The 18,516-nt window shown below is 71.1% G+C and carries 15 protein-coding genes and 2 CRISPR repeat arrays; of the genes, 12 read left to right on the plus strand and 3 right to left on the minus strand.

All coding sequences use genetic code 11. The annotated features are described in order from the left end of the window. Positions 1–486 precede the first annotated feature (486 nt). From ACWGR4_RS35745 to ACWGR4_RS35770, 6 genes are all read left to right on the plus strand, one after another. Positions 487–954, plus strand: coding sequence for a hypothetical protein (locus ACWGR4_RS35745; protein ID WP_452129302.1), 468 nt, complete (start codon positions 487–489; stop codon positions 952–954). Between the two features lie 391 nt (positions 955–1,345). Further along, complete coding sequence (locus tag ACWGR4_RS35750) at positions 1,346–2,197, plus strand: SAM-dependent methyltransferase (protein ID WP_452129301.1); 852 nt, start codon at positions 1,346–1,348, stop codon at positions 2,195–2,197. 146 nt (positions 2,198–2,343) lie between these two features. Beyond that, on the plus strand, positions 2,344–3,309 hold the full coding sequence (locus tag ACWGR4_RS35755) for a hypothetical protein (RefSeq protein WP_452129300.1): 966 nt from the start codon (positions 2,344–2,346) through the stop codon (positions 3,307–3,309). 931 nt (positions 3,310–4,240) lie between these two features. After that, a complete protein-coding gene (locus ACWGR4_RS35760; RefSeq protein WP_452129299.1) occupies positions 4,241–5,176 on the plus strand; it encodes an endonuclease/exonuclease/phosphatase family protein in 936 nt (311 codons plus the stop codon). After that, positions 5,173–5,976 carry an SAM-dependent methyltransferase gene (locus ACWGR4_RS35765; RefSeq protein ID WP_452129298.1) on the plus strand — a complete coding sequence of 268 codons (804 nt, stop codon included), beginning with the start codon at positions 5,173–5,175 and terminating at the stop codon, positions 5,974–5,976. Before ACWGR4_RS35760 ends, ACWGR4_RS35765 begins: the two co-directional genes overlap by 4 nt. 361 nt (positions 5,977–6,337) lie before the next feature. Then, positions 6,338–7,099: direct repeats of the CRISPR family, unit length 29 nt; unit sequence GAAGTCCCCACGCAGGTGGGGGTGAGCCG. Positions 7,100–7,324: 225 nt separating this feature from the next. Continuing rightward, positions 7,325–8,062 (plus strand): hypothetical protein, encoded by a 738-nt coding sequence (locus tag ACWGR4_RS35770; RefSeq protein ID WP_452129297.1) that lies wholly within the window; start codon positions 7,325–7,327, stop codon positions 8,060–8,062. A gap of 355 nt (positions 8,063–8,417) precedes the next feature. Here the strand turns inward: ACWGR4_RS35770 and ACWGR4_RS35775 are convergent, their stop codons facing one another. From ACWGR4_RS35775 to ACWGR4_RS35785, 3 genes are read right to left on the minus strand one after another with little or no spacing between them, the layout of a single operon-like run. Continuing rightward, complete coding sequence (locus ACWGR4_RS35775) at positions 8,418–9,539, minus strand: methyltransferase domain-containing protein (RefSeq protein WP_452129296.1); 1,122 nt, start codon at positions 9,537–9,539, stop codon at positions 8,418–8,420. Next, positions 9,536–9,709, minus strand: coding sequence for a hypothetical protein (locus ACWGR4_RS35780; RefSeq protein WP_452129295.1), 174 nt, complete (start codon positions 9,707–9,709; stop codon positions 9,536–9,538). The genes ACWGR4_RS35775 and ACWGR4_RS35780 overlap by 4 nt, the downstream gene beginning before the upstream one ends. Further along, positions 9,709–10,008 carry a hypothetical protein gene (locus ACWGR4_RS35785; protein WP_452129294.1) on the minus strand — a complete coding sequence of 100 codons (300 nt, stop codon included), beginning with the start codon at positions 10,006–10,008 and terminating at the stop codon, positions 9,709–9,711. The genes ACWGR4_RS35780 and ACWGR4_RS35785 overlap by 1 nt, the downstream gene beginning before the upstream one ends. Positions 10,009–10,434: 426 nt before the next feature. Next, a CRISPR array of direct repeats spans positions 10,435–11,503; the repeat unit is 29 nt; unit sequence GAAGTCCCCACGCAGGTGGGGGTGAGCCG. Between the two features lie 406 nt (positions 11,504–11,909). Here ACWGR4_RS35785 and ACWGR4_RS35790 point away from each other — a divergent pair. From ACWGR4_RS35790 to ACWGR4_RS35815, 6 genes are all read left to right on the plus strand, one after another. Further along, positions 11,910–12,611: a hypothetical protein gene (locus ACWGR4_RS35790; RefSeq protein WP_452129293.1), complete on the plus strand. Its 702-nt coding sequence runs from the start codon at positions 11,910–11,912 to the stop codon at positions 12,609–12,611. A gap of 891 nt (positions 12,612–13,502) precedes the next feature. Further along, on the plus strand, positions 13,503–14,204 hold the full coding sequence (locus ACWGR4_RS35795) for an SAF domain-containing protein (protein WP_452129292.1): 702 nt from the start codon (positions 13,503–13,505) through the stop codon (positions 14,202–14,204). Further along, entirely contained in the window at positions 14,201–15,061 is an 861-nt protein-coding gene (locus tag ACWGR4_RS35800; protein ID WP_452129291.1) for a MinD/ParA family ATP-binding protein, read from the plus strand. Before ACWGR4_RS35795 ends, ACWGR4_RS35800 begins: the two co-directional genes overlap by 4 nt. Beyond that, the gene (locus ACWGR4_RS35805) at positions 15,051–16,685 is read left to right on the plus strand and encodes a CpaF family protein (protein WP_452129290.1); all 1,635 of its coding nucleotides are present in this window, start codon (positions 15,051–15,053) and stop codon (positions 16,683–16,685) included. Before ACWGR4_RS35800 ends, ACWGR4_RS35805 begins: the two co-directional genes overlap by 11 nt. Beyond that, positions 16,682–17,608, plus strand: a complete 927-nt coding sequence (locus ACWGR4_RS35810; protein ID WP_452129289.1) for a type II secretion system F family protein — start codon at positions 16,682–16,684, stop codon at positions 17,606–17,608. Before ACWGR4_RS35805 ends, ACWGR4_RS35810 begins: the two co-directional genes overlap by 4 nt. After that, positions 17,608–18,498 carry a type II secretion system F family protein gene (locus ACWGR4_RS35815; protein WP_452129288.1) on the plus strand — a complete coding sequence of 297 codons (891 nt, stop codon included), beginning with the start codon at positions 17,608–17,610 and terminating at the stop codon, positions 18,496–18,498. Before ACWGR4_RS35810 ends, ACWGR4_RS35815 begins: the two co-directional genes overlap by 1 nt. The last annotated feature ends 18 nt before the right edge of the window (positions 18,499–18,516 follow it).

Below are 18,516 nucleotides of genomic sequence, written 5' to 3' on the forward strand. Positions count from 1 at the left end.
CTTCGCCTCGTTCGTGTCGGGTCGGGCCGCCCTTCCACTCCCCGGGGCGGCCGGTCGGGCGCGGGTCTCCTGACGGTTCGCGTCCGGCCTCGACTTTCCCTTTCGCCCCGATCCCCGCGTTCGGTACCCGCCTCGGTCGCGGGGAGCCGGGGTCCGGAGTGCCCGTGAGGATCTGCGGGTCTCCGACGGCGTGGGTGGTGGGCGGCTCAACGAGGAGTCGCCCGCCACCGCGCTCCCTATCCGTCCACTGCGTTCGGAGGATTTTCGATGACCAGGCGTTGCTCCCGTGAGGGGGACGTGTTCGCGCGTTGGGGACCGGTTTCGGGTCGGTCCGAGAACCCGTTTGTCGAGCACGCTCGCGGGGCGCACGCCGTCTCCCGCGATCACCGGTGCGTCGACGGCCGGTGTGGGCGCTGCCGTGTCGCGTGGCCGTGCGTGCCGGCCTCCGAGGCCGTGATTGTGGTGGGCGGATGCGGGATTGTTCCCGTGGACGACGCGCCCCGGGTGTGGTGGCCCGCGTCGCCGGACGCGCTGGCGGGGCGGGTCTGGATCCTGCCGTTGACGCGGTGGCAGACCCTGTGGGCGGACCTCGACACGGCACTCGACTGCCAGACCGACGCCTGGACCCTGCCCCGGACACCGGCGTCGCGCCGCCGCGCGGTCGCCGAGGCGGCCGTCGCCATCGTCGACCGGACCACCACGACCGCACTCGCGCTCGCCGTGATCCGCCTCGGCCCCGACAGCGCGCCGAACGGTGCCGGGGTGTGGCTGCTGCCTGACCGCGAACTCCCGTCGGCGCAGCGGGCGATCGATTGGCTGCGTGGTTTGCGCCGGGCCTGGGACAGCGGGGCGCCGGTCGCCCACGATCCGCCTCGTCTGGCATTGGTGGGAGCCGATCCCGCCGAGCGCCGGGTCAGCGCGCCGGTGTGGACGCCGCCGGCGGTGTCCGGGTGATGGGGGAGCCGGTTCCGTGTGTGGGGCGTCATCGGTCCCGATTACTGCGGTTCGTCGTGAGTCTCGGCGGGTGCTCGCGCACCGTCACCGCCGGGCAGGCGGTCCGGGTTCTGTGCGCGGTCTATCTCGGGTTTCCTCGGCATCTGCACGTGGTGCCTGCGGCGCGGCGGCCCGGTCTGGCCGGGGTGCTGCATCAGTTGTGGCTGCAGGGCAGCGAACGTCCCGGACCGTGGCGACCGTTCGACCCGGGCGTGCGGGCGGCACCCGTTCCGCAGCCCCACCCTCCCGTGGCCCGGGCGGATCGCGGCTGGTTCGAGAGCAAGTCCCGTCCCGGGGCGCCGCCGAACCGCGCTCCGGTCCGCGTTCCCGTCCAGATTCCGAAACGGTAGTCATGCGGCATTCGCTGTCTCTTGCCATCGACCTCGGCTTGGACCGGCCCCACGTGGCGCGGGTGAACGACTACCTCGCGGGCGGACGTACGCACTTCTCCGCCGACCGCGCCCTGGCCGACGCCGCCCTGGCCGTTCATCCGGAGCTGCCGACGATCGCCCGGGACGCGAGCGCGTTCATGCGGTGCGCGGTTGATCGCCTCGCCCGCGTGGGGATACGCCAGTTCGTCGATTTCGCGCAGGGCATCCCGATCGAGGGCCGCGCCGTCCACGATGTCGCGCACGCGGTCGATCGGGGCTGTCGGGTCGTGTACGTCGAGGACGATCCGATCGTGCACGCCGTGCAGAGCGCGCTGTCGAGTACGGACAGCGGACGGGTCGCGTGCGTGCGGGCGTCTCCTCTGCGGCCGGAGAGCGTGTGGCGGCATCCGTGTATCCGCGCGGTGTTCGACCTCGGGCGGCCGGTCGCCGTCGTCGTCGGGGACCTGCTCCAGCACCTGCCGTTCCGATACGGCCCGCGTGGCGTCCTTCACCACCTCACCGCAGGGTTGGCCCCGGGTAGCCGCGTTGTCATGACCCACCTCGTGGGCGACACCGGACGAGATTCGCGCGCGGCGGCGCTGGCGCGCGTGTACCGAAGCCACGGCATCCCGCTGCGCCTTCGCGACCGCGGTGAAGTCCTCTCGCTGGTGCCCGGCACTCTGCTCGACCCGGGTCTGGTCCCGGCCGCGCGATGGCTTCCTGTGCTCGACATTCCGGTGCTCGACATCCCACCCGTCGAGCGGGTCGTGGATTGCTACGCGGCCGTCGGCGAACTCGGGGGATTCATCCCCTCGCGGCGCACCGGTACGTGAGGGGCCGGGGGCAGCGCATCAGCGTGTCCGCCGTCTCGGGCCGCTCTCGTCGTTGTCGTCGGGCCCGTGCCGTGGGGCCTTGCCTTCGACCATCTCGCGGATGCGTTGCCCTCTCCCGTCTTCAGCTTCCCCTGATCGGAGTTCAGATGACCACCACTCCCACATTGCCGAGCGCCGTCACGGACGCGCTCCGGCCCCTGGTCGGCCCCGCGCCCACCGCAACACCGGTGACCGATTCCCCGCGTGTGCGGGTGTGGCGGGTGGCGGGCGGGCACGCCGTCCTGGCCGTGAAGGTCGGTACGGGCACCCGGGTCGTCGACCGCGAGGCCGCGGCCCTGGCGGCCCTGCACGCCGTGGACCCGGCCGTCGAGGAGCCCCGGTACGGCGTCCATGCCACGGGTTCGTGGTTGGCGATGCCCTGGTACCAGGGGGCCACGACCGAACAGCACTGGGCGTCCCTGCGGGCCCGGGGCGTCGAGCGCGGGATCATACGCCTGCAGGCGCTGGGCCGGGCGGTCGAACTCGCCCGAGTCGTCGCCGACCTCTACAAGAACGGGTGGATCCACGGAGACCTCCACCCCGCCCAATGCGTCCACACCCCCGTCGGGCCGCGCTTCGTCAGCTACGCGTGCGCGCACGGCCCCCACGGCGCCATCCCCGGCGACCTCCTCGCTGCCTACCCCTATACGGCGGGCCGCGTCGACTGCGCCGCCCCCGAGATCGCCTCCGCTCTGGTCGGACGGCGCCGACCCGTCGCCACCCGGGCCGCCGACGTGTACGCCCTCGCCGCCACGATCCGCCTGTGCTGGACGGGGGAACCGGTGGTCGCCGTACGTCGGGCGTACGGCGGCCGACCGCCCACCCCGGCACAACGCCGCCAGGCCATTGCCGACGGGGCGCCGCACTCCCGCGTTCCGCGCGATCTCGCCTGGACGGCGCTCGACGACGCCCTCGCTCCGGCCCTGGCCCGTGCGCCGCTGGATCGACCCACCGCAGCGGAACTACACACCCGGCTCGCGGACCTGCACCGGGCCGCCGCCAGAGCCACGCACCGCCGCAACACCTCGACCATCGACGCGTCGGCGACCGCCCCGAGCGGGGCACCACGGTGAACGCCGCGCCGGACAGCCGTGCGCTTTACCTCCGTGACGGCTACGCCCACCTGAGGTGGCCGCAGGGTCCCACGGCCGTCGACACCCTCACGACCGAGGCCACACGCTTGTACGAACAGCCGTCCACCCGGCGCGAACGGCTCACCCAACGCGGCGAAGCGGCGCTGACCATGAGGCGGATGGCCGCCTTCGAGCGACGGTTGCGCGGGGTCGTGCGGGTCTCGGCCGACCGACCCGACCCGTCTCGTTACGGTCGCCACCATGCTCGGTGCCGGTCGGGTTCGACCGACGGGAGCCACGCCGTTGTGCGTACCGCCGCGCAGCCCGTCCCCACGCCCCACCCGGCTGCCCCTCCCCGACCAGAACCGGCACCCGACGCCCGGCGAGGCGATTTCACGCATCCGTGGATTTTCCTGACGTCGGCACGGATCCCGCAGGTGTGTACCGCAGCAGCCACACTGATCGGCCGTCTCTCCTGCCGCAGGCCGCTCGGAGGCCCGGCGGCGTCGTGCGGTCGGGTGCGGATGTGTGTGAGTGACGTCCTCGCAGTACACCCCGACTCCGGGGCGCGCCGGCCGAAATCCCCGGCGGCGAACCGCACTTCGCGGCCGCCCTGACCCACAGACAGCGCACGAGAACCATCCGCAAACCTCACGACGGCAGAAGAGCACCTGTAACCGGCAGCAGTCGGTCACCGGCAACGCCACTGCCGAGCCAGACACAAGACACGGGAACACCGGAAGCGCTCTTGCGGGTCGCCGGTGCGACGACCGCGTCCTCACGCAGCACGTATCCGCGCGCTCACGCGGCCATACCCGATCGACCCCGCTACCGCGCCCTCGCTTTTCCCATGCTCCGGGGAGACCACGGAACCACCGCAGTGGCCAGGCGCGGATTCATTCCTCACCGACACGAAAGGGCCCACGACGACGTGACCACCATCGACTTCATCACCTGCAACTTCGAGGACAACGGCGGAGGTGACCGCCGGAAGTGGCGGGAGGCCCACGCGTTCCTCGCCTCGCTGCGGCCCGCTGTGCTCTTCAGGCAGGAGATGTGGGACGCCCTCGACAACGACGGGGAACTCGCCAAGCGCGCCGAGACCGTGCTCGCCATGCGCGGCTGGGTCGGCCGGGGCAGTGCCACGGCCCTGTACGCCGACCCGCAGGTGTTCGAATCCCCGCGCGGCTGGGCCGACTCCGGATGGCAACTCGAGCCCACCGCACGCTCCCTGCGTCTGCGCGACACCGGCGGGGAGACGCTGCCGATCGTCTGCGTCTCGCACCACCTCACCTACTCCTCCTGCACCGCACGAGCGATCGAGGGGGAGCACCTGACCCGCTTCCTCGACAAGGACCACATCACCGGGTCCGGTGCCGTGGTGAAGCTGCCCGCGATCCTCGGCGGCGACCGCAACAGCTACCGCGTCCCGATCCCGGGAGGCCCGGCGCTCCCGAACCTCGAGGCCATCGCCGACGCGGTGCACCGGATCCACCGCTCCCGCCGCGGCCCCGACGGCGTCCGCATCCCCGACACCCACACCGACCGCGAAATGCGCGCCGTCGGCGCCGAGGACGCCGCCCGCCACATCGCACGCACCCACGGACGCATGGCGGCGCTCGCTCCCACCGTCATCGACAAACCATCGCAAGGCCCCGCCATGGCCGTCGACGGATTTTGGATGTCGCGGATCCTCCTCCCCGCTCTTGTCGACGTCGACGTCATCGACATGGGCGGCCTGTCCGACCACCACGCCGTCCGCGCCCGCCTCCACCGCGGCACCCTCGCGGACATCCTGCGTCGTGCCGCGGCACCGCACCCCGACCGGGAGCACGCCTCGGCCCAGATCCGGAGCGCGGCCCTGTGACCCCCGACGAGCCGATCCCGCCCGGTATCGACATCGCCTCCGACGCCCGCGTGTTCGACTGGTTGGCGGGCGGCCACGACAACTACCCGTCCGATCGCGAGGTCGGCTCGGCCATCCTCCACGTCGTACCCGACATCGGATCCGCCGTCCTCAACTCCCGGTCGTTCGCCCGCCGCGCCACCCGAACCCTCGTCCGTGACCACGGCGTCCGCAGCCTGCTCGACCTCGGCTGCGGCGTCCCCGCCACGCCCTACGTCCACACCGTGGCCCAAGGCATCGCTCCGGCGACTCGCGTCATTCATGTCGACCGCGATCCGCTCGTCCTCGGACAGGCCAGGATGCTTCTCGACCAGAACGACCACACGAGCGTCGTCCCTGCGGACATCACCGACGTCGACGCCCTGGTCCGCGTCCCCGATGTCGCCGAACTCCTCGGCGAAGGACCGATCGCGGTGCTGGCGACGGCGGTTCTGAACTGCCTTCGACGACCGGCGGTCTTCATGTCCGACCTCGTCGACAGGCTGCCGTCCGGCTCGTACGTCGTCGTGAGCGTTCTCGTCGCCGACGACCCGCGAATCCGCCGCATGATCATGGACGCCATGCACACCGGCACCCGGGGAGCGTGGGGCCGCGTCGCCACCCCCGACGAAGGTGCCGCGTTGTTCACCGGACTCGACGTGTTGCCACCCGGAGTGTGCGACGTCGCGGTGTGGAGGGCCGACGACATCGGTCCCCACCGGACCGTCTACCAGGGCGGTCGGCAACCCCACATGCACGGAGGAGTGGCCCGCGTGCCCTGACCCGGAGCGGTATCCCCCCAGAAGAGACCCTCGTACCGGCGAGATCGTCGGCCTTGACCGGTACGTCCAGCCGCCGAGCGACCGGAGGCAGGGTTCGTATCCTTGCCTCGTGACTGCGGCGGCATCGAGCCGACCTCGTCCCGGACACGTCCATGATGGCCGGAACTTCAAGGACAGACATGCCTCGAACGACACAGTACGCCTGTCCGGCCGACGCGCATACAGGTCCGAACCATGCGATATCGCTCAACTCACGAACGACCACCAGAACACCCAAGCAAAACAGGCAAGAAGCTTGCCGCAATGCTCCCGTTTACATCACGAATCGGCAAAGCCTCCAAGAACCCGCAGGTCAGCAAGGGAAGTCCCCACGCAGGTGGGGGTGAGCCGAACTCGCGGACGTTGCCGCCGGGTTCGCGGATGAAGTCCCCACGCAGGTGGGGGTGAGCCGCGCCTGCGGATCGGACCGGTATCGCCGGGCCAGAAGTCCCCACGCAGGTGGGGGTGAGCCGGAGGACCCCCGACAGGCGTCGGCCGCTCGGGGGAAGTCCCCACGCAGGTGGGGGTGAGCCGCCGCGCTTGATCGCGGTCTGGCGCAGCTGATCGAAGTCCCCACGCAGGTGGGGGTGAGCCGCCGGCGCCGCTGCTGCTGTACGACAACGGACCGAAGTCCCCACGCAGGTGGGGGTGAGCCGGGCGACGCGCCGGACCCGGAGAAAATCCGGGCGAAGTCCCCACGCAGGTGGGGGTGAGCCGCCGGACTACATCATCGCGTCCTACGGTTCGGTGAAGTCCCCACGCAGGTGGGGGTGAGCCGTGGAGCGCCTCGAACTCGTCGGGCGGTGGGGCGAAGTCCCCACGCAGGTGGGGGTGAGCCGTAGAGCACGAGCGCCGGGTCGACCGGTTGGCGGGAAGTCCCCACGCAGGTGGGGGTGAGCCGTGGCGCCACACCCGCGCCGGGGGACCGGAGCGGAAGTCCCCACGCAGGTGGGGGTGAGCCGGCCGTCGGCCACCGCCGCAACGTGTCCGATTCGAAGTCCCCACGCAGGTGGGGGTGAGCCGGGATTCGGAGTCGACGTGTCCGAGCACACCACGAAGTCCCCACACAGGTGGGGGTGAGCCGCGCGGCAGGCGGCGATGACGCGCCGAAGAACAAGTCCCTGCGCGCCAATGCCGCGCGCAGCGAATCCGGGGAGACCGGGCACACTCGATGCCTGGCCCACCTCATCGGCGCCGATCGGGCCGCGTACCTCGCGTCCCTGGCCCTGGTCCTGGCGTGACCATCGCGGCACCACCGGCCATAACGTTGGAGTCGTGGCGTCGTGTGGACGCGGCGTAGCGTGGGTGCATGACGCGGACTGATGTCTTGCGGGATCTGGTGGTGAGCGGGCGGACGTTCGATGTTGCGCGTCTCGGTGCGGTGGCGGCCGAGTTGGGGCTGCCGGTGTCGGATGTGTTCGTGCTTGCCGGACAGCCCGTCCCGGCTCGCCTGTTGCCGCCGGTCCGCTCTGCGGAAGCTTTGGAGACGTTCGCGTACAACGTGACCTTCTGCGGTCATGCCCAACTGGCCGTGCTCGAGGGCTTCGTGTCGGCTCTGGCCGCGGGGAGTCGTGCCCCCGGCGCGGAATCCATGGAGGAGACGGCAACCGTGCCGGAGGTCGGGTCGTCGCCTGTCTCGACAACGTCGCCGGGTGTTGACGGCTTCGCGCGGATCCTCGCCGGGCTTATGGCCAACCGCGGTTTCGGGAGAGAGGAGCTTCCGTTCACGGGACTGTCCCAGAGCACGATCCGTCGTATGTTGCACGGGCACGGGGGCAGTTCGCAGTCCGTCGAGGCGATGTCCGCCGTACTGGGGTGGACGTTCGTGGACCTAGCCGCGGTGGCGGACGTACCGGTGCGCCCGTTTTCGTCCTGCGCCGTGCTTTGTCACCACGTCGGCCGCGTGTACGTGGCCGCGATCCCCCTCACCACCGCACAGCTGGTGCGGGCCGCCGAAGAGGCCGATCGTCTGAGCGGGAGGATCGACCAAGGCGTATGGAAGCCCTGGAGCGCCGCGGCCCGTAGGGGCGAACCATGCCCGCGTTAGCGCAAGCGGCTGTCACGAGCCTTCGCCGTGGGTGCCATCGGAGTCCGGCTGTGCTCCGGCGTTTCGTGATAATCACGGTGGTTGCGCCGGGACAGGGTCTGTGGGAACTCGAAGGACCCGGGCCCATTTGATCGGCGCTTGATCAGTTTGACCCGTCGGCCGATCGTGGCTCGAACGGTTCGCGAAGGCAGGTGGAGTCTTGGGCGGATGAGGTGGTGTGGGTCGGGCGGCCGGTGTGCGTGGTGGTACGCGCGAGATGCCGAGTCGGGGCCTGCTCGTGGCGCGTGTGCAACGGGGACGGCCCGGCGGTGGGTGGGTGGAGTGGGTGGAGTTGTCCGTCCGGGGCCCGGCCGGGTCAGACCGCAGGGGTGAAGGTGGCCGTGTGGTGTCCTCGGGGGTCGATGCGGAGTCGGTGGTGTCGGCGTTGGGGTCTGCCGGCGTTCTCGAAGTCGTGGTGGATCTCTGCGAGTTCGTGGGCGAGGCGGCGGGGGCCGGATTGGCGGCAGGTGCCGTCGGTGTGGATGGTGGCGACGGAGCCGTCGGTGGTCCACAGGGTCAGTGCGTCGGGGAGGTCGCGTTGGCCCAGGTCGGAGGCGGGCAGGGCGAGGGCGATGGCGAAGCGCAGGTCGTCGTCGTGCCACGCGGCGAGGGGCATCGCGCACGGTTCGAGGGGGCCGGTCGGGTCGCCCGGGTAGGGGATGGTGTTGGTGCCGGCGGTGGTGCGCAGGCCCATGAAGTAGGCGGGTGTGGCGAGGAACGGGCCTTCGGCGTGGCCGTGTTCGTCGAGGGTCAGGGATGCGATGCCGGTGCCCACTGGTGCGACGAGGCGGCCTCCGGGTCGGATGGCGGCGAGCCAGGCCGGGGGTACGTGGTCCACGCCGCAGGTGGCGATCAATCGGTCGACGCTGTGGGGTTCGGCGGGCGGTCGGTTGCCGTCGGTGTGGACGACGGTTACGCCCGGGTGCCCGGCCGCGGACAGGGCGTGGCGGGCGGCGGTGGCGACGTCGGGTTCGATGTCGATTGTGGTGACGTCGGTGTCGCCGGTCAGGTGGGCGAGGAGGCCGGCGTTGTAGCCGGTGCCCGCGCCGATCTCGAGCACGTTCATGCCGGGTTCGACGGCGAGGGCGTCGAGCATGGCGGCCATGAGGGAGGGGACGGTGGAGGAGGACAGCGGTGGGCCGTCGTCGCCGAACATCGTTGCGGTGACCAGGAGTTGGTCGGTGTAGACCTCGCGCGCCCAGTCGGGGTGGTCAGGCGTGAACACGCGGGTTGCCCAGGTCCCCGGAGTGGTTTCGATCCGGCGGACGAAGCGGGGCACGTACACGTGCCGCGGCTCGGCGCGGAACGCGTCGACGATCTCGGGCCGGATGCCCTCGAGGGCCATCGACGCGACCATGGCGTGCCGCAGGCGGCGCGTTTCGTCGGTGTCCGGCGGCGGCGCCGTGGGGGTGGTGCCCGGGTGTGGGTGGGTGGTCATCGGGTTGCCTGCTCCAAGTGGTCGGCGAGCGCGGTGGTGATGAGGTGGTGGTCGGGGACGAACGCCCATTGGCCGCCGGGGTTGAGTTCGAGGGCGAGGACGCGGTGGTCGCGGGTGGCGATGAGGTCCCAGGCGGCGAAGACGAGGCCGAAGCCTCGGGTGACAGACACTACGCGGCGGGCGAGTTCGGCGGGCAGGGTTCCGGGTCTGTACGTGGTGTGTACGTCGGGGGCGGTGCGGATGTCGAGGTAGGGGCGTCGACGTGGATCTCGGTGGCGAACAGGTGCTCGCCACCGACGGCGACGCGGTACTCGAAGGCGCGGTCGCGGACTTCGGCCTGGACCAGGTGCGCGGTGGACGCCACGTGGGGGTGCCCGGTGTGGTGGGCGGGCACGCGGGTGGTGTTGAGGACGTGGCGGGCGCCGGTGGCGTCGGAGTGGGTCTTGGGGCCGAGGGTCTTGCCGACCACGGGGCGTGTTCGGTGCAGAAGCGGCCGTGGGCCGTGGGGGTGTCGCCGATCCAAGTGTCGGGGAGTGTGCCGAGCTGGCGGTTGCCCAGCCCTGGTCCTCGACCCGGAACGCCCGGAAGCTGGACTTGGAGCACACCTTGACGGCCGAGCGCCTCGCCGTCATCGAGACCGGCCGGTCCGTCGGTCCTTCCGGCGGGGGCGACCGTCGGCCGGGCTCGTATCCTTGCTCCGTGTCTGCGGCGGAGTCGGACCGATGTCGTTCTGGATCGGTCGCCAGCGGTACGGTCCATGGTCGAATCATGCGACAACCCCCCATTTGCAAGCGACTATCGACCTTGCGGATCAAAACAGGCAGGAATCTTGCCGCAATGGCCGTGGTTGCATCACGAATCAGCAAAGTCTCCAAGAATCCGCAGGTCAGCAAGGGAAGTCCCCACGCAGGTGGGGGTGAGCCGCGCCATGCGACCATAACTTGCAGCTCCATCCAGAAGTCCCCACGCAGGTGGGGGTGAGCCGGCCGGGTGGACCGACCGCGTCGCCCTGGCCGCGGAAGTCCCCACGCAGGTGGGGGTGAGCCTTCATGCTGCGCTGAGAGCTGCATTGATTGGGCGAAGTCCCCACGCAGGTGGGGGTGAGCCGTTGCGGCGTGCGCCGGGCGCCGCGTTCGCCATGAAGTCCCCACGCAGGTGGGGGTGAGCCGCTCGGGATCCGCATCCGCACAGGCCACGTCGTGAAGTCCCCACGCAGGTGGGGGTGAGCCGGCTGACCCGATGATGTCGAACTGCGCGATCAGGAAGTCCCCACGCAGGTGGGGGTGAGCCGGCGCGCATGTTCGCGGTCGGTGTTGACGTCGGGAAGTCCCCACGCAGGTGGGGGGGTGAGCCGCCGACCGCGACCCCGCCGAATGGATGCCACCCGAAGTCCCCACGCAGGTGGGGGTGAGCCGGTCAACAAGACCTTCCCTCACCTCATCGGGTTGAAGTCCCCACGCAGGTGGGGGTGAGCCGCGCCGCATCTGGCGGAGCATCGCGGCCTGGCCGAAGTCCCCACGCAGGTGGGGGTGAGCCTTCGCGCCCTCGCCTATTTCGCCTACGGCATCAGAAGTCCCCACGCAGGTGGGGGTGAGCCGTCAAAATCAGAGGGGTTTTCCGCACAACCTTTGAAGTCCCCACGCAGGTGGGGGTGAGCCGCCGGTCGAGGTCCTGTTCGACGGCGACGACTGGAAGTCTCCACACAGGTGGGGATGAGCCGGAGATGCGCAGGCGTCGCATGCGCGACGTCCCGAAGTCCCCACGCAGGTGGGGGTGAGCCGCACCGTTATCGGTAGGCCTGCACGACCACAAAGAAGTCCCCACGCAGGTGGGGGTGAGCCGAGCGGCTACGCGGTCCGGATGCGCCGTATCTAGAAGTCCCCACGCAGGTGGGGGTGAGCCGAACGCGAGGATCGGGGCAACCGATGTAGCGGTGAAGTCCCCACGCAGGTGGGGGTGAGCCAGCCGGCACACCGCCCCCAGGGGCTGAGGGAGTGAAGTCCCCACGCAGGGGGGTGAGCCGCCGCCGCGATCGCCGCCAACATCCTCGGGTTCGAAGTCCCCACGCAGGTGGGGGTGAGCCGTTCGTGACCTTGACCTCAAGCCCGCGCTTGAAGAAGTCCCCACCAGGTGCGGGTGAGCTGTGTTCGTAGTGCCTGCGGGCCATCAATGCCCTGTTCAGCGACGAAATTGCTGCTTCTGTCGAGGTACCGGTTGCGACGCCCGGCCAGGCACACCGGAACGTGCTCAGTGGCGAGGTGGCTACATGATGCCGGTCCCTCGCGTGGCCCGTGGTCGCGGCTGAGATCATGATCCCTGCCAGAGAAATCGAACCCGTTGTCGGCCCTGTGGCCAGTCGCTCCGTCTGGTGTGACGGACTGGCTGTTTGAGCTGTGCGGCGATGGTTTGACCGGGTTCATGCCGCCGGCGATGCCCGATGCGGTCTGGGTGCTCAACGCCATGTACGAACACGAGCACGGGCCGGGCGACGTATCGCATCACGAGTACCGGCAGGTGCGTCTGGCGGGCGGGAACATCGCGCGTGACATCGTCGAGGGCGTCGATCTCGACGCCGTCAGCGTCGCCACGGGGGGTGGGCTGGGCCGGGCCGAGCACCCTGGTCCCGGCTGGCGGCGGCTGCGTTGGGCGGAGCTCGCCCGGCGGACCGGTAACCCGATCGTTCCCGACGGGCGCCTGCCCTCCTTTCGTTGCTTCTCCTCGGCCATGAAGAACGGCAGTTGGCCGCTGGGCATCGTCCCTCCCACCGAGGGGAGCCTGGACCGTGAGACCTGGATCCGGCTGATGGACATCCTCATCGCGCACAGCCCCGCAGGTCCGGACACCCGCTGCCTGGCCTACTACAACCCGCTTGCGCTCGGGGCCGTCGACTTCGACAACCTCCATGTGCGGGCGGGCGCCTCGGCGATGCCGAGATCCTCTACGACATGTCCGAGGCCGACTTCAGTCCCGCCAACCTCTGGGCCGAAGACCGCTCATGGGTTCTGTGCACCGACTACGACCTGTCGGCCACCAAAGTCGTCGGGCCTCCAGTTCTCATCGAGGCACTGCTGAACGACACCGGGGTCGAGGCGATACGGCTGCCCTGGGCGACCTGAGGATGGGCCGCACAGGCCGGTCCCCGTCCCGAGATGCGAGCGCATTCACGTGTACCGGACCGAACACATTCGCGGTCTGACGCGAGGACACAGTGCACCTGTGCAGGTCAGGCCGCCGCATGAGGTCGAAGTCGACTGTCGGCCCGAGGCTGCCGGCTTCCTTGATCACGCGACGCATGGCACGAGCGGGATGACGTTTGATCGAGTAGTCGGCGCCGAGTTCGCGGTGGGGAGCATCGAAGTCCCCACGCGAGTTGGGGCGGGCCGAGGGCGGTTCGGTCGGTTCCTCGGAAGTCCCCAAGGGTGAGCCGTCGGACCGTGGGTGTCTCTCGGCGTTTGGTTGCGGGATTGGGATGGCGCGGGAGCGTCATCCGGCTGATTGGGGTGGTGGTTTGGTCGGCCAGCGATGACGGGTTTTTCGGGTGGCCAATGGGATTGTCTGCTTGCGGTGGGTGTGTTTGTCGATTAGGGGATTAGTGTTGAGGCTTCGTTGCTGGTTTGGTTGATTTTGGGTTTTCTGTGTTGGGTTTGAGTGGATGAGCTGGCCCTGGGGGTCTCGTGTGTTGGCCCTGGGGGACTCCCGTGCCGTTGGCGGGAGTTGGAGGGTGTGGGGATTCGGTGCAAGTGGCCGGGTTTTCTGGGGTTCGTGGGGGATGTGGGTGGTGGAGGGGTCTTTCTGGGGGCTGTCACAGTCGGAGTGGTGAGTGCACCTACCCGGTGTGGGGATTGCGTCACAGATCGATCGCGTCCGCTTGGCTGAAACAGTATGTTGGCTTGTCCGACAGGGGAATTCGTTATGCCCTGTTCGGTCGCCGATGTTGGGTATCGGGATATAGGGGGAGTCTGCGTGAAATCCGCGACGGCGCGTCGGGCTCGGGACGCGGGGGACGAGGCCGCGCCGGGGGTTTCGCTGGTGACGCCGCCCAAGGGGTTGGGGCAGCGGCGGCGTCGGCCCGGGGTGATGGCGTTGGCGGTTGCGCTCGTCGCGGTCGGCGGGGTCGGTGGGGCGGCGTTGTTCACCGCGAAGGACAAGCGGGTCGAGGTGCTTGCGGTGGCGCGGACCGTGCCCTACGGCGCGGTGGTCGCCGACGCGGACGTGCGGACCGTGATGGTGTCGGTCGGCGGCGGCGTGCAGACGGTCTCGGCCAAGGACAAGCGGGCGGTGGTGGGCAAGCGCGCCGCGGTGGAGTTGCGGCCGGACACGCTGATCGCGCGCGGACAGGTCACCGACGCCCTGGTGTTGCAGCCGGATGAGATTTTGGTTGGGATGGCCCTGACGCCGGGGCAGTTGCCGACCACCCCGCTGCAGCCTGGGCGCAAGGTCTTGGTGGTGTCGACGCCGGGCAAGGTGTCGGACGCGGCCAAGGGGCAGACGCTGACGCCGCCCGCGACCGTCGCCGCCACCGTGTTCGCCGTCGGTGCGCCCGACCAGTCCGGGCGCGTGGTCGTCGACGTCGCCGTGCCCAAGGGGGACGCGGCCACCGTCGCCGCACGCGCCTCCACCGAACTCGTCGCGCTGGTCGTCCTGCAGCCGGAGGCCCGCCCGTGACCGTGGTCGCCGTGGTCGGCGGAGTCGGCGCGCCGGGCGCCACCACGACGGCGCTCGGGCTCACCCTGTCCTGGCCGTTGTCCGCGTCCGGCCGGGTCGTGCTGGTGGAGGCCGACCCGGACGGCGGCGCGGTCTTGGCCGGCGCGCTGCGCGGGCGGGTGTCGGCGCAGTACGGCCTGCACCAGCTCGGACTGGCCCACCGGCAGGGCAAGTTGGACGAGTTCTTCTTCCAGCAGCTGATCGACCTCACCGGCGGCGAGCGCTCCCGGCTGCTCCTGCCCGGCCTCGTCGACTTCGCCCAGGCCGCCTCGCTCGCGCACACCTGGGAGCCGCTGGCGCGCCTGCTGGCCTGGCTCGAGGCCCAGGAGATCACGCACGACGTGGTCGTGGACCTGGGTCGTTCCGGCACCCTCGGCTCCTCCGCCGTACTGGCCCGCCGGGCCGACGTGGTCCTGGTCGTCGTGCGCGGGACGCTGCGCTCGGCCACTGCGGCACGCGTACGGGTCGAGGCGCTGCGCCGCGACCTGGACGCGCACGGCACCGGGGCGGACGCGCTGGGCCTGGTCGTGGTCGAGGGCGCGGACTATCCGGCCGGCGAGGTCGCCAAGTTGCTGGGCCTGCCGCTGCTGATGTCGCTGCCGCACGACCCGCGGACCGCCGACGCGTTGTCCGACGGGCGCGGCGAGGTGGACAAGCGCGCGATGCGCTCGCGCCTGATGCGGCAGATCGCCTCCGGCGCGGACGAGATCCTGGTCCACGCCCGGACCCGGCGACTGCGACTCCAGGCCCCGGGAACCGGGCCCGGAACCGGTCCGAACCCCTGGACCGGAACGGGGGAACACTCTCGTGTTGGGTAACGCCTCCCCCCTGCACAACCGCCCCACCCCCGCCGCCCCGCCGAACGGCACGACCGCCCCGCCTCCGCCGCCACCCCCTCCGCCGCCCACCGGCGCCCCGCTGCCCGCCGGCCACGCCCCCGCCCCGCCCACCGCGCCCGGCTACGCCGGAACCCCCTTCCCCACCGGCCCCGTCGCGACCACCCACGCACCCACCACGACCGACAACACCACAACCGACAACACCGCGCCCGGCACCGCCACCGGCCCCGCCGTCGGCTCCACCGCCCCGCAACTGGTCCTGGACCTCGCCGCCGTCCGCGTCCTGCGCGAACGCGCCGCCGAACGCCTGCACGAACAGGACCGCGCCCGCCCGGGCCTGCCCGAGGCCGACCGCGAACAACGCGGCCGCGCGCTCATCGCCCAGGTCGTCGCCGAATGGGCCGACGTCACCGCCCGCGAACGCGGCACCGCCACCACCCCGGCGGAGGACCGCGCCTACGGCCGCGCGGTCTTCGACTGGCTCTTCCGCGCCGGCCCCCTGGAGCCCTACCTCAACGACGACGCCGTCGAGAACATCCTGATCAACGGCTACGCCACCGTGTGGGTCGACTACGCCGACCGCCCCCGCCGCCGGGTCGCCCCGCTCACCGCCTCCGACGAGGAACTGCGCGAACTCCTGCGCAACCTCGCCCGCCGCAGCGGCGCGGGGGAGCGCACCCTGTCCACGTCGTCGCCGTTCCTCGCGCTGCGCCTGCCCGACGGCTCGCGCCTGCAGGCGGTCATCGAGGTCACCCAGCACACCTGCGTGACCATCCGTCGGCACCGGGTCAAGACCGTCACCCTCGACGACCTCGTCGCCTGGGGCACCCTCGAACCCATACTCGCCCGATTCCTGGGCGCGTTGATCCGCGCCAAGAAGAACGTGATCATCTGCGGGACCCAGGGCGTCGGCAAGACCTCACTCCTGCGCGCCCTCGCCCGCGAGATCCCGGCGGCCGAACGCGTAGGCACCCTGGAGAGCGAGTACGAACTCTTCCTGCACGAACTCGGCCACCTCGAACAGGTCGTCGCGTTCGAGGCCCGCGAAGGCAACGGCGAACGCGGCGCCGACGGCCGCTCCGCCGGCGAGATCACCATCGGCGACATGATCCCCCCGGCGCTGCGCATGACCCTGTCCCGCATGATCGTCGGCGAGGTCCGCTCCAGCGAGATCGTGCCCATGCTGCGCGTGATGACCAACGGCGAGGGCGGCTCCATGTGCACCCTCCACGTCCGCGAACCACACATGATCTTCGACCGGATCGCCGAACTGTGCCTGGAGTACGGACAGCACATGAGCGACCGACTCGCCTACCGCCTGGCCGCCAACGCCGTCGACTACCTGGTGTTCGTCCGCATGATCGACGAGAGCGGCATCGGCGGCCGTCGACACCGCTTCGTCTCGCACGTCCTGCAGATGGCCGGCATGGGCGAGAACGGACGCCCCGCCACCAACACCGTGTTCGGACCGCGCGGCGACGACCCGCGGGCGGTACCGCTCACCGCGCCCACCGACGCCGCGACGCTGCGCCGGGCGGGCTTCGACCCGCTGTGGCTCAACGCCGCCCCGCAGTGGGCGCCGATGCATCTCGTGGGGGGATGACCGACATGGACGCACAGGCCCTGTGGGCCGGGGTGTGCACGGCGGTGGTCACCGCCGGACTCGTCCTGCTGTGGTGGGGATGGCGCGGCACCGACGTCGACGCGCCACCCCGACCGGGCCGGACCCGCAAGGCCCGCCCGCCCCTGTCGCCGGCCGCCGTACGCGCGCGCAACGTCCGCCGGGTCGTGGCCGGGATCGCCGGCATCGCGGCGTGGTTGGTCACCGGGTGGCTGGTCGCGGTGGTCCTGGTACCGGTCGCGGTGCTCGGCTGGCCGTGGCTGATGGCGCCGACCCGAGCCGACTACACCGGCATCGACCGGCTCGACGCGCTCGCCGAGTGGACCCGACGCCTGGCCGACCTCGTCGAACTCGGCGCCGGCCTGGAGAACGCCATCCTCACCTCCCGCGGCACCTGCCCGGCGCCCATCGAGGCCGAGGTCGGCGACCTGGTCTCGCGACTGCAGGCCCAATGGCGCCCGGCAGACGCCCTGTACCGCTTCGCCGACGCGTTCCGCGACGCCACCGCCGACAAGATCGCCGCCGCGCTGATCCTGCGCGCGGACGACCGCGGGCCCGGACTGGCCGTGGCGCTGCGGGACTTCGCCACGACCGTGCGCGAGGAGGTACGCCAGCGACGCTCCATCGAGGCCGACCGCGCCAGCGCCCGCGCCACGGTCCGGTGGATCACCTACCTCACCGTCGCGATGGGCGGACTGATGGCGTTCAACCGCGACTACGCCAAGCCCTACGCGAGCGCGGTCGGACAGACGTCCCTGATCGTGCTGATGGCCTGCTTCACCGGCGTCCTGCTGTGGATGCGGTCGGTGACCGCGTACAAGCCCGCGCCGCGGATCCTGGTCCACGACGACCGCAGCGTCGTCACGGTCGTGACCCCGATCGCCGAACCGGAGGCGGCACGGTGATGATCGACACCTGGTATCTGATCCCCGGAGCCCTGGTCGGCGCCGGCATCGCGCTGCTGATCCGCGAACTGCGGCCCGCGCCACCGGACCTGACCGCCGCGGCCGAGCGGCTGACCGGACGGCCCACCGCCGCCGCGATCGCCGCCCGCGACACCGGCACCGACAGCGCCTTCGGCGACGCGCTCGCCCGGCTCGCCCAGCGGGTGCCGGGCGTGTCCGTCCCGCACACCCGCCTCGCCCTGGTCGGCCAGAGCGCGGGCGACCACCTGCGGACCAAGGCGGCGATGGGCCTGCTCGGCATCCTCCTGCCGATCCTGTTCTCCACCGCCGTCAGCATGCTCGGCATCACGCTGCCGTTCGTCGTCCCCGTCGGCGCGTGCCTGGTCCTGGCGGTGGTCATGTGGCAGACGCCCGACCGCGAACTCGCGGTCAAGGCGAAGGCCGCACGAGTGGAGTTCCAACACGCCGCCGCCACCTACCTCGACCTGGTCGCACTCCAACGGGCCGGCGACGCCGGACCCGCCGAGGCGCTGGAGAATGCCGCCCGCGTCGGCAACGGATGGGCGTTCCTGCGCATCCAGGACGCGCTCGCCCGCGCCCGGGCCCACGGCGCCGACCCCTGGCAGGCGCTGCGCGACCTCGCCGGCGACCTGGACCTGCCCGAACTCGCCGACGTGGCCGACATCATCGAACTCGCCGGCGTCGAGGGCGCCGCCGTCTACGGCACCCTGCGCGCCCGAGCCGCCGCCCTGCGCACCGAACTGCTGTCGGCGGAACACGAACGCGCCAACACCGACTCGGAACGCCTCGTGGTGCCGGGCACCGTCCTGGTGATCCTGCTGACGATCTTCCTGGGCATGCCCGCCATCCTCCAGATCGTGGCGATCTGAACCCCCCGCGCATCGCCA

The sequence above is a fragment of the Embleya sp. NPDC055664 genome, from assembly GCF_053618075.1.

Coding starts and splice junctions, on each gene's coding strand:
- ACWGR4_RS35750 (WP_452129301.1), top strand. CDS start 1,346: ATGCGGCATTCGCTGTCTCTTGCCATCGACCTCGGCTTGGACCGGCCC.
- ACWGR4_RS35755 (WP_452129300.1), top strand. CDS start 2,344: ATGACCACCACTCCCACATTGCCGAGCGCCGTCACGGACGCGCTCCGG.
- ACWGR4_RS35770 (WP_452129297.1), top strand. CDS start 7,325: ATGACGCGGACTGATGTCTTGCGGGATCTGGTGGTGAGCGGGCGGACG.
- ACWGR4_RS35775 (WP_452129296.1), bottom strand. CDS start 9,539: ATGACCACCCACCCACACCCGGGCACCACCCCCACGGCGCCGCCGCCG.
- ACWGR4_RS35810 (WP_452129289.1), top strand. CDS start 16,682: ATGACCGACATGGACGCACAGGCCCTGTGGGCCGGGGTGTGCACGGCG.
- ACWGR4_RS35815 (WP_452129288.1), top strand. CDS start 17,608: ATGATCGACACCTGGTATCTGATCCCCGGAGCCCTGGTCGGCGCCGGC.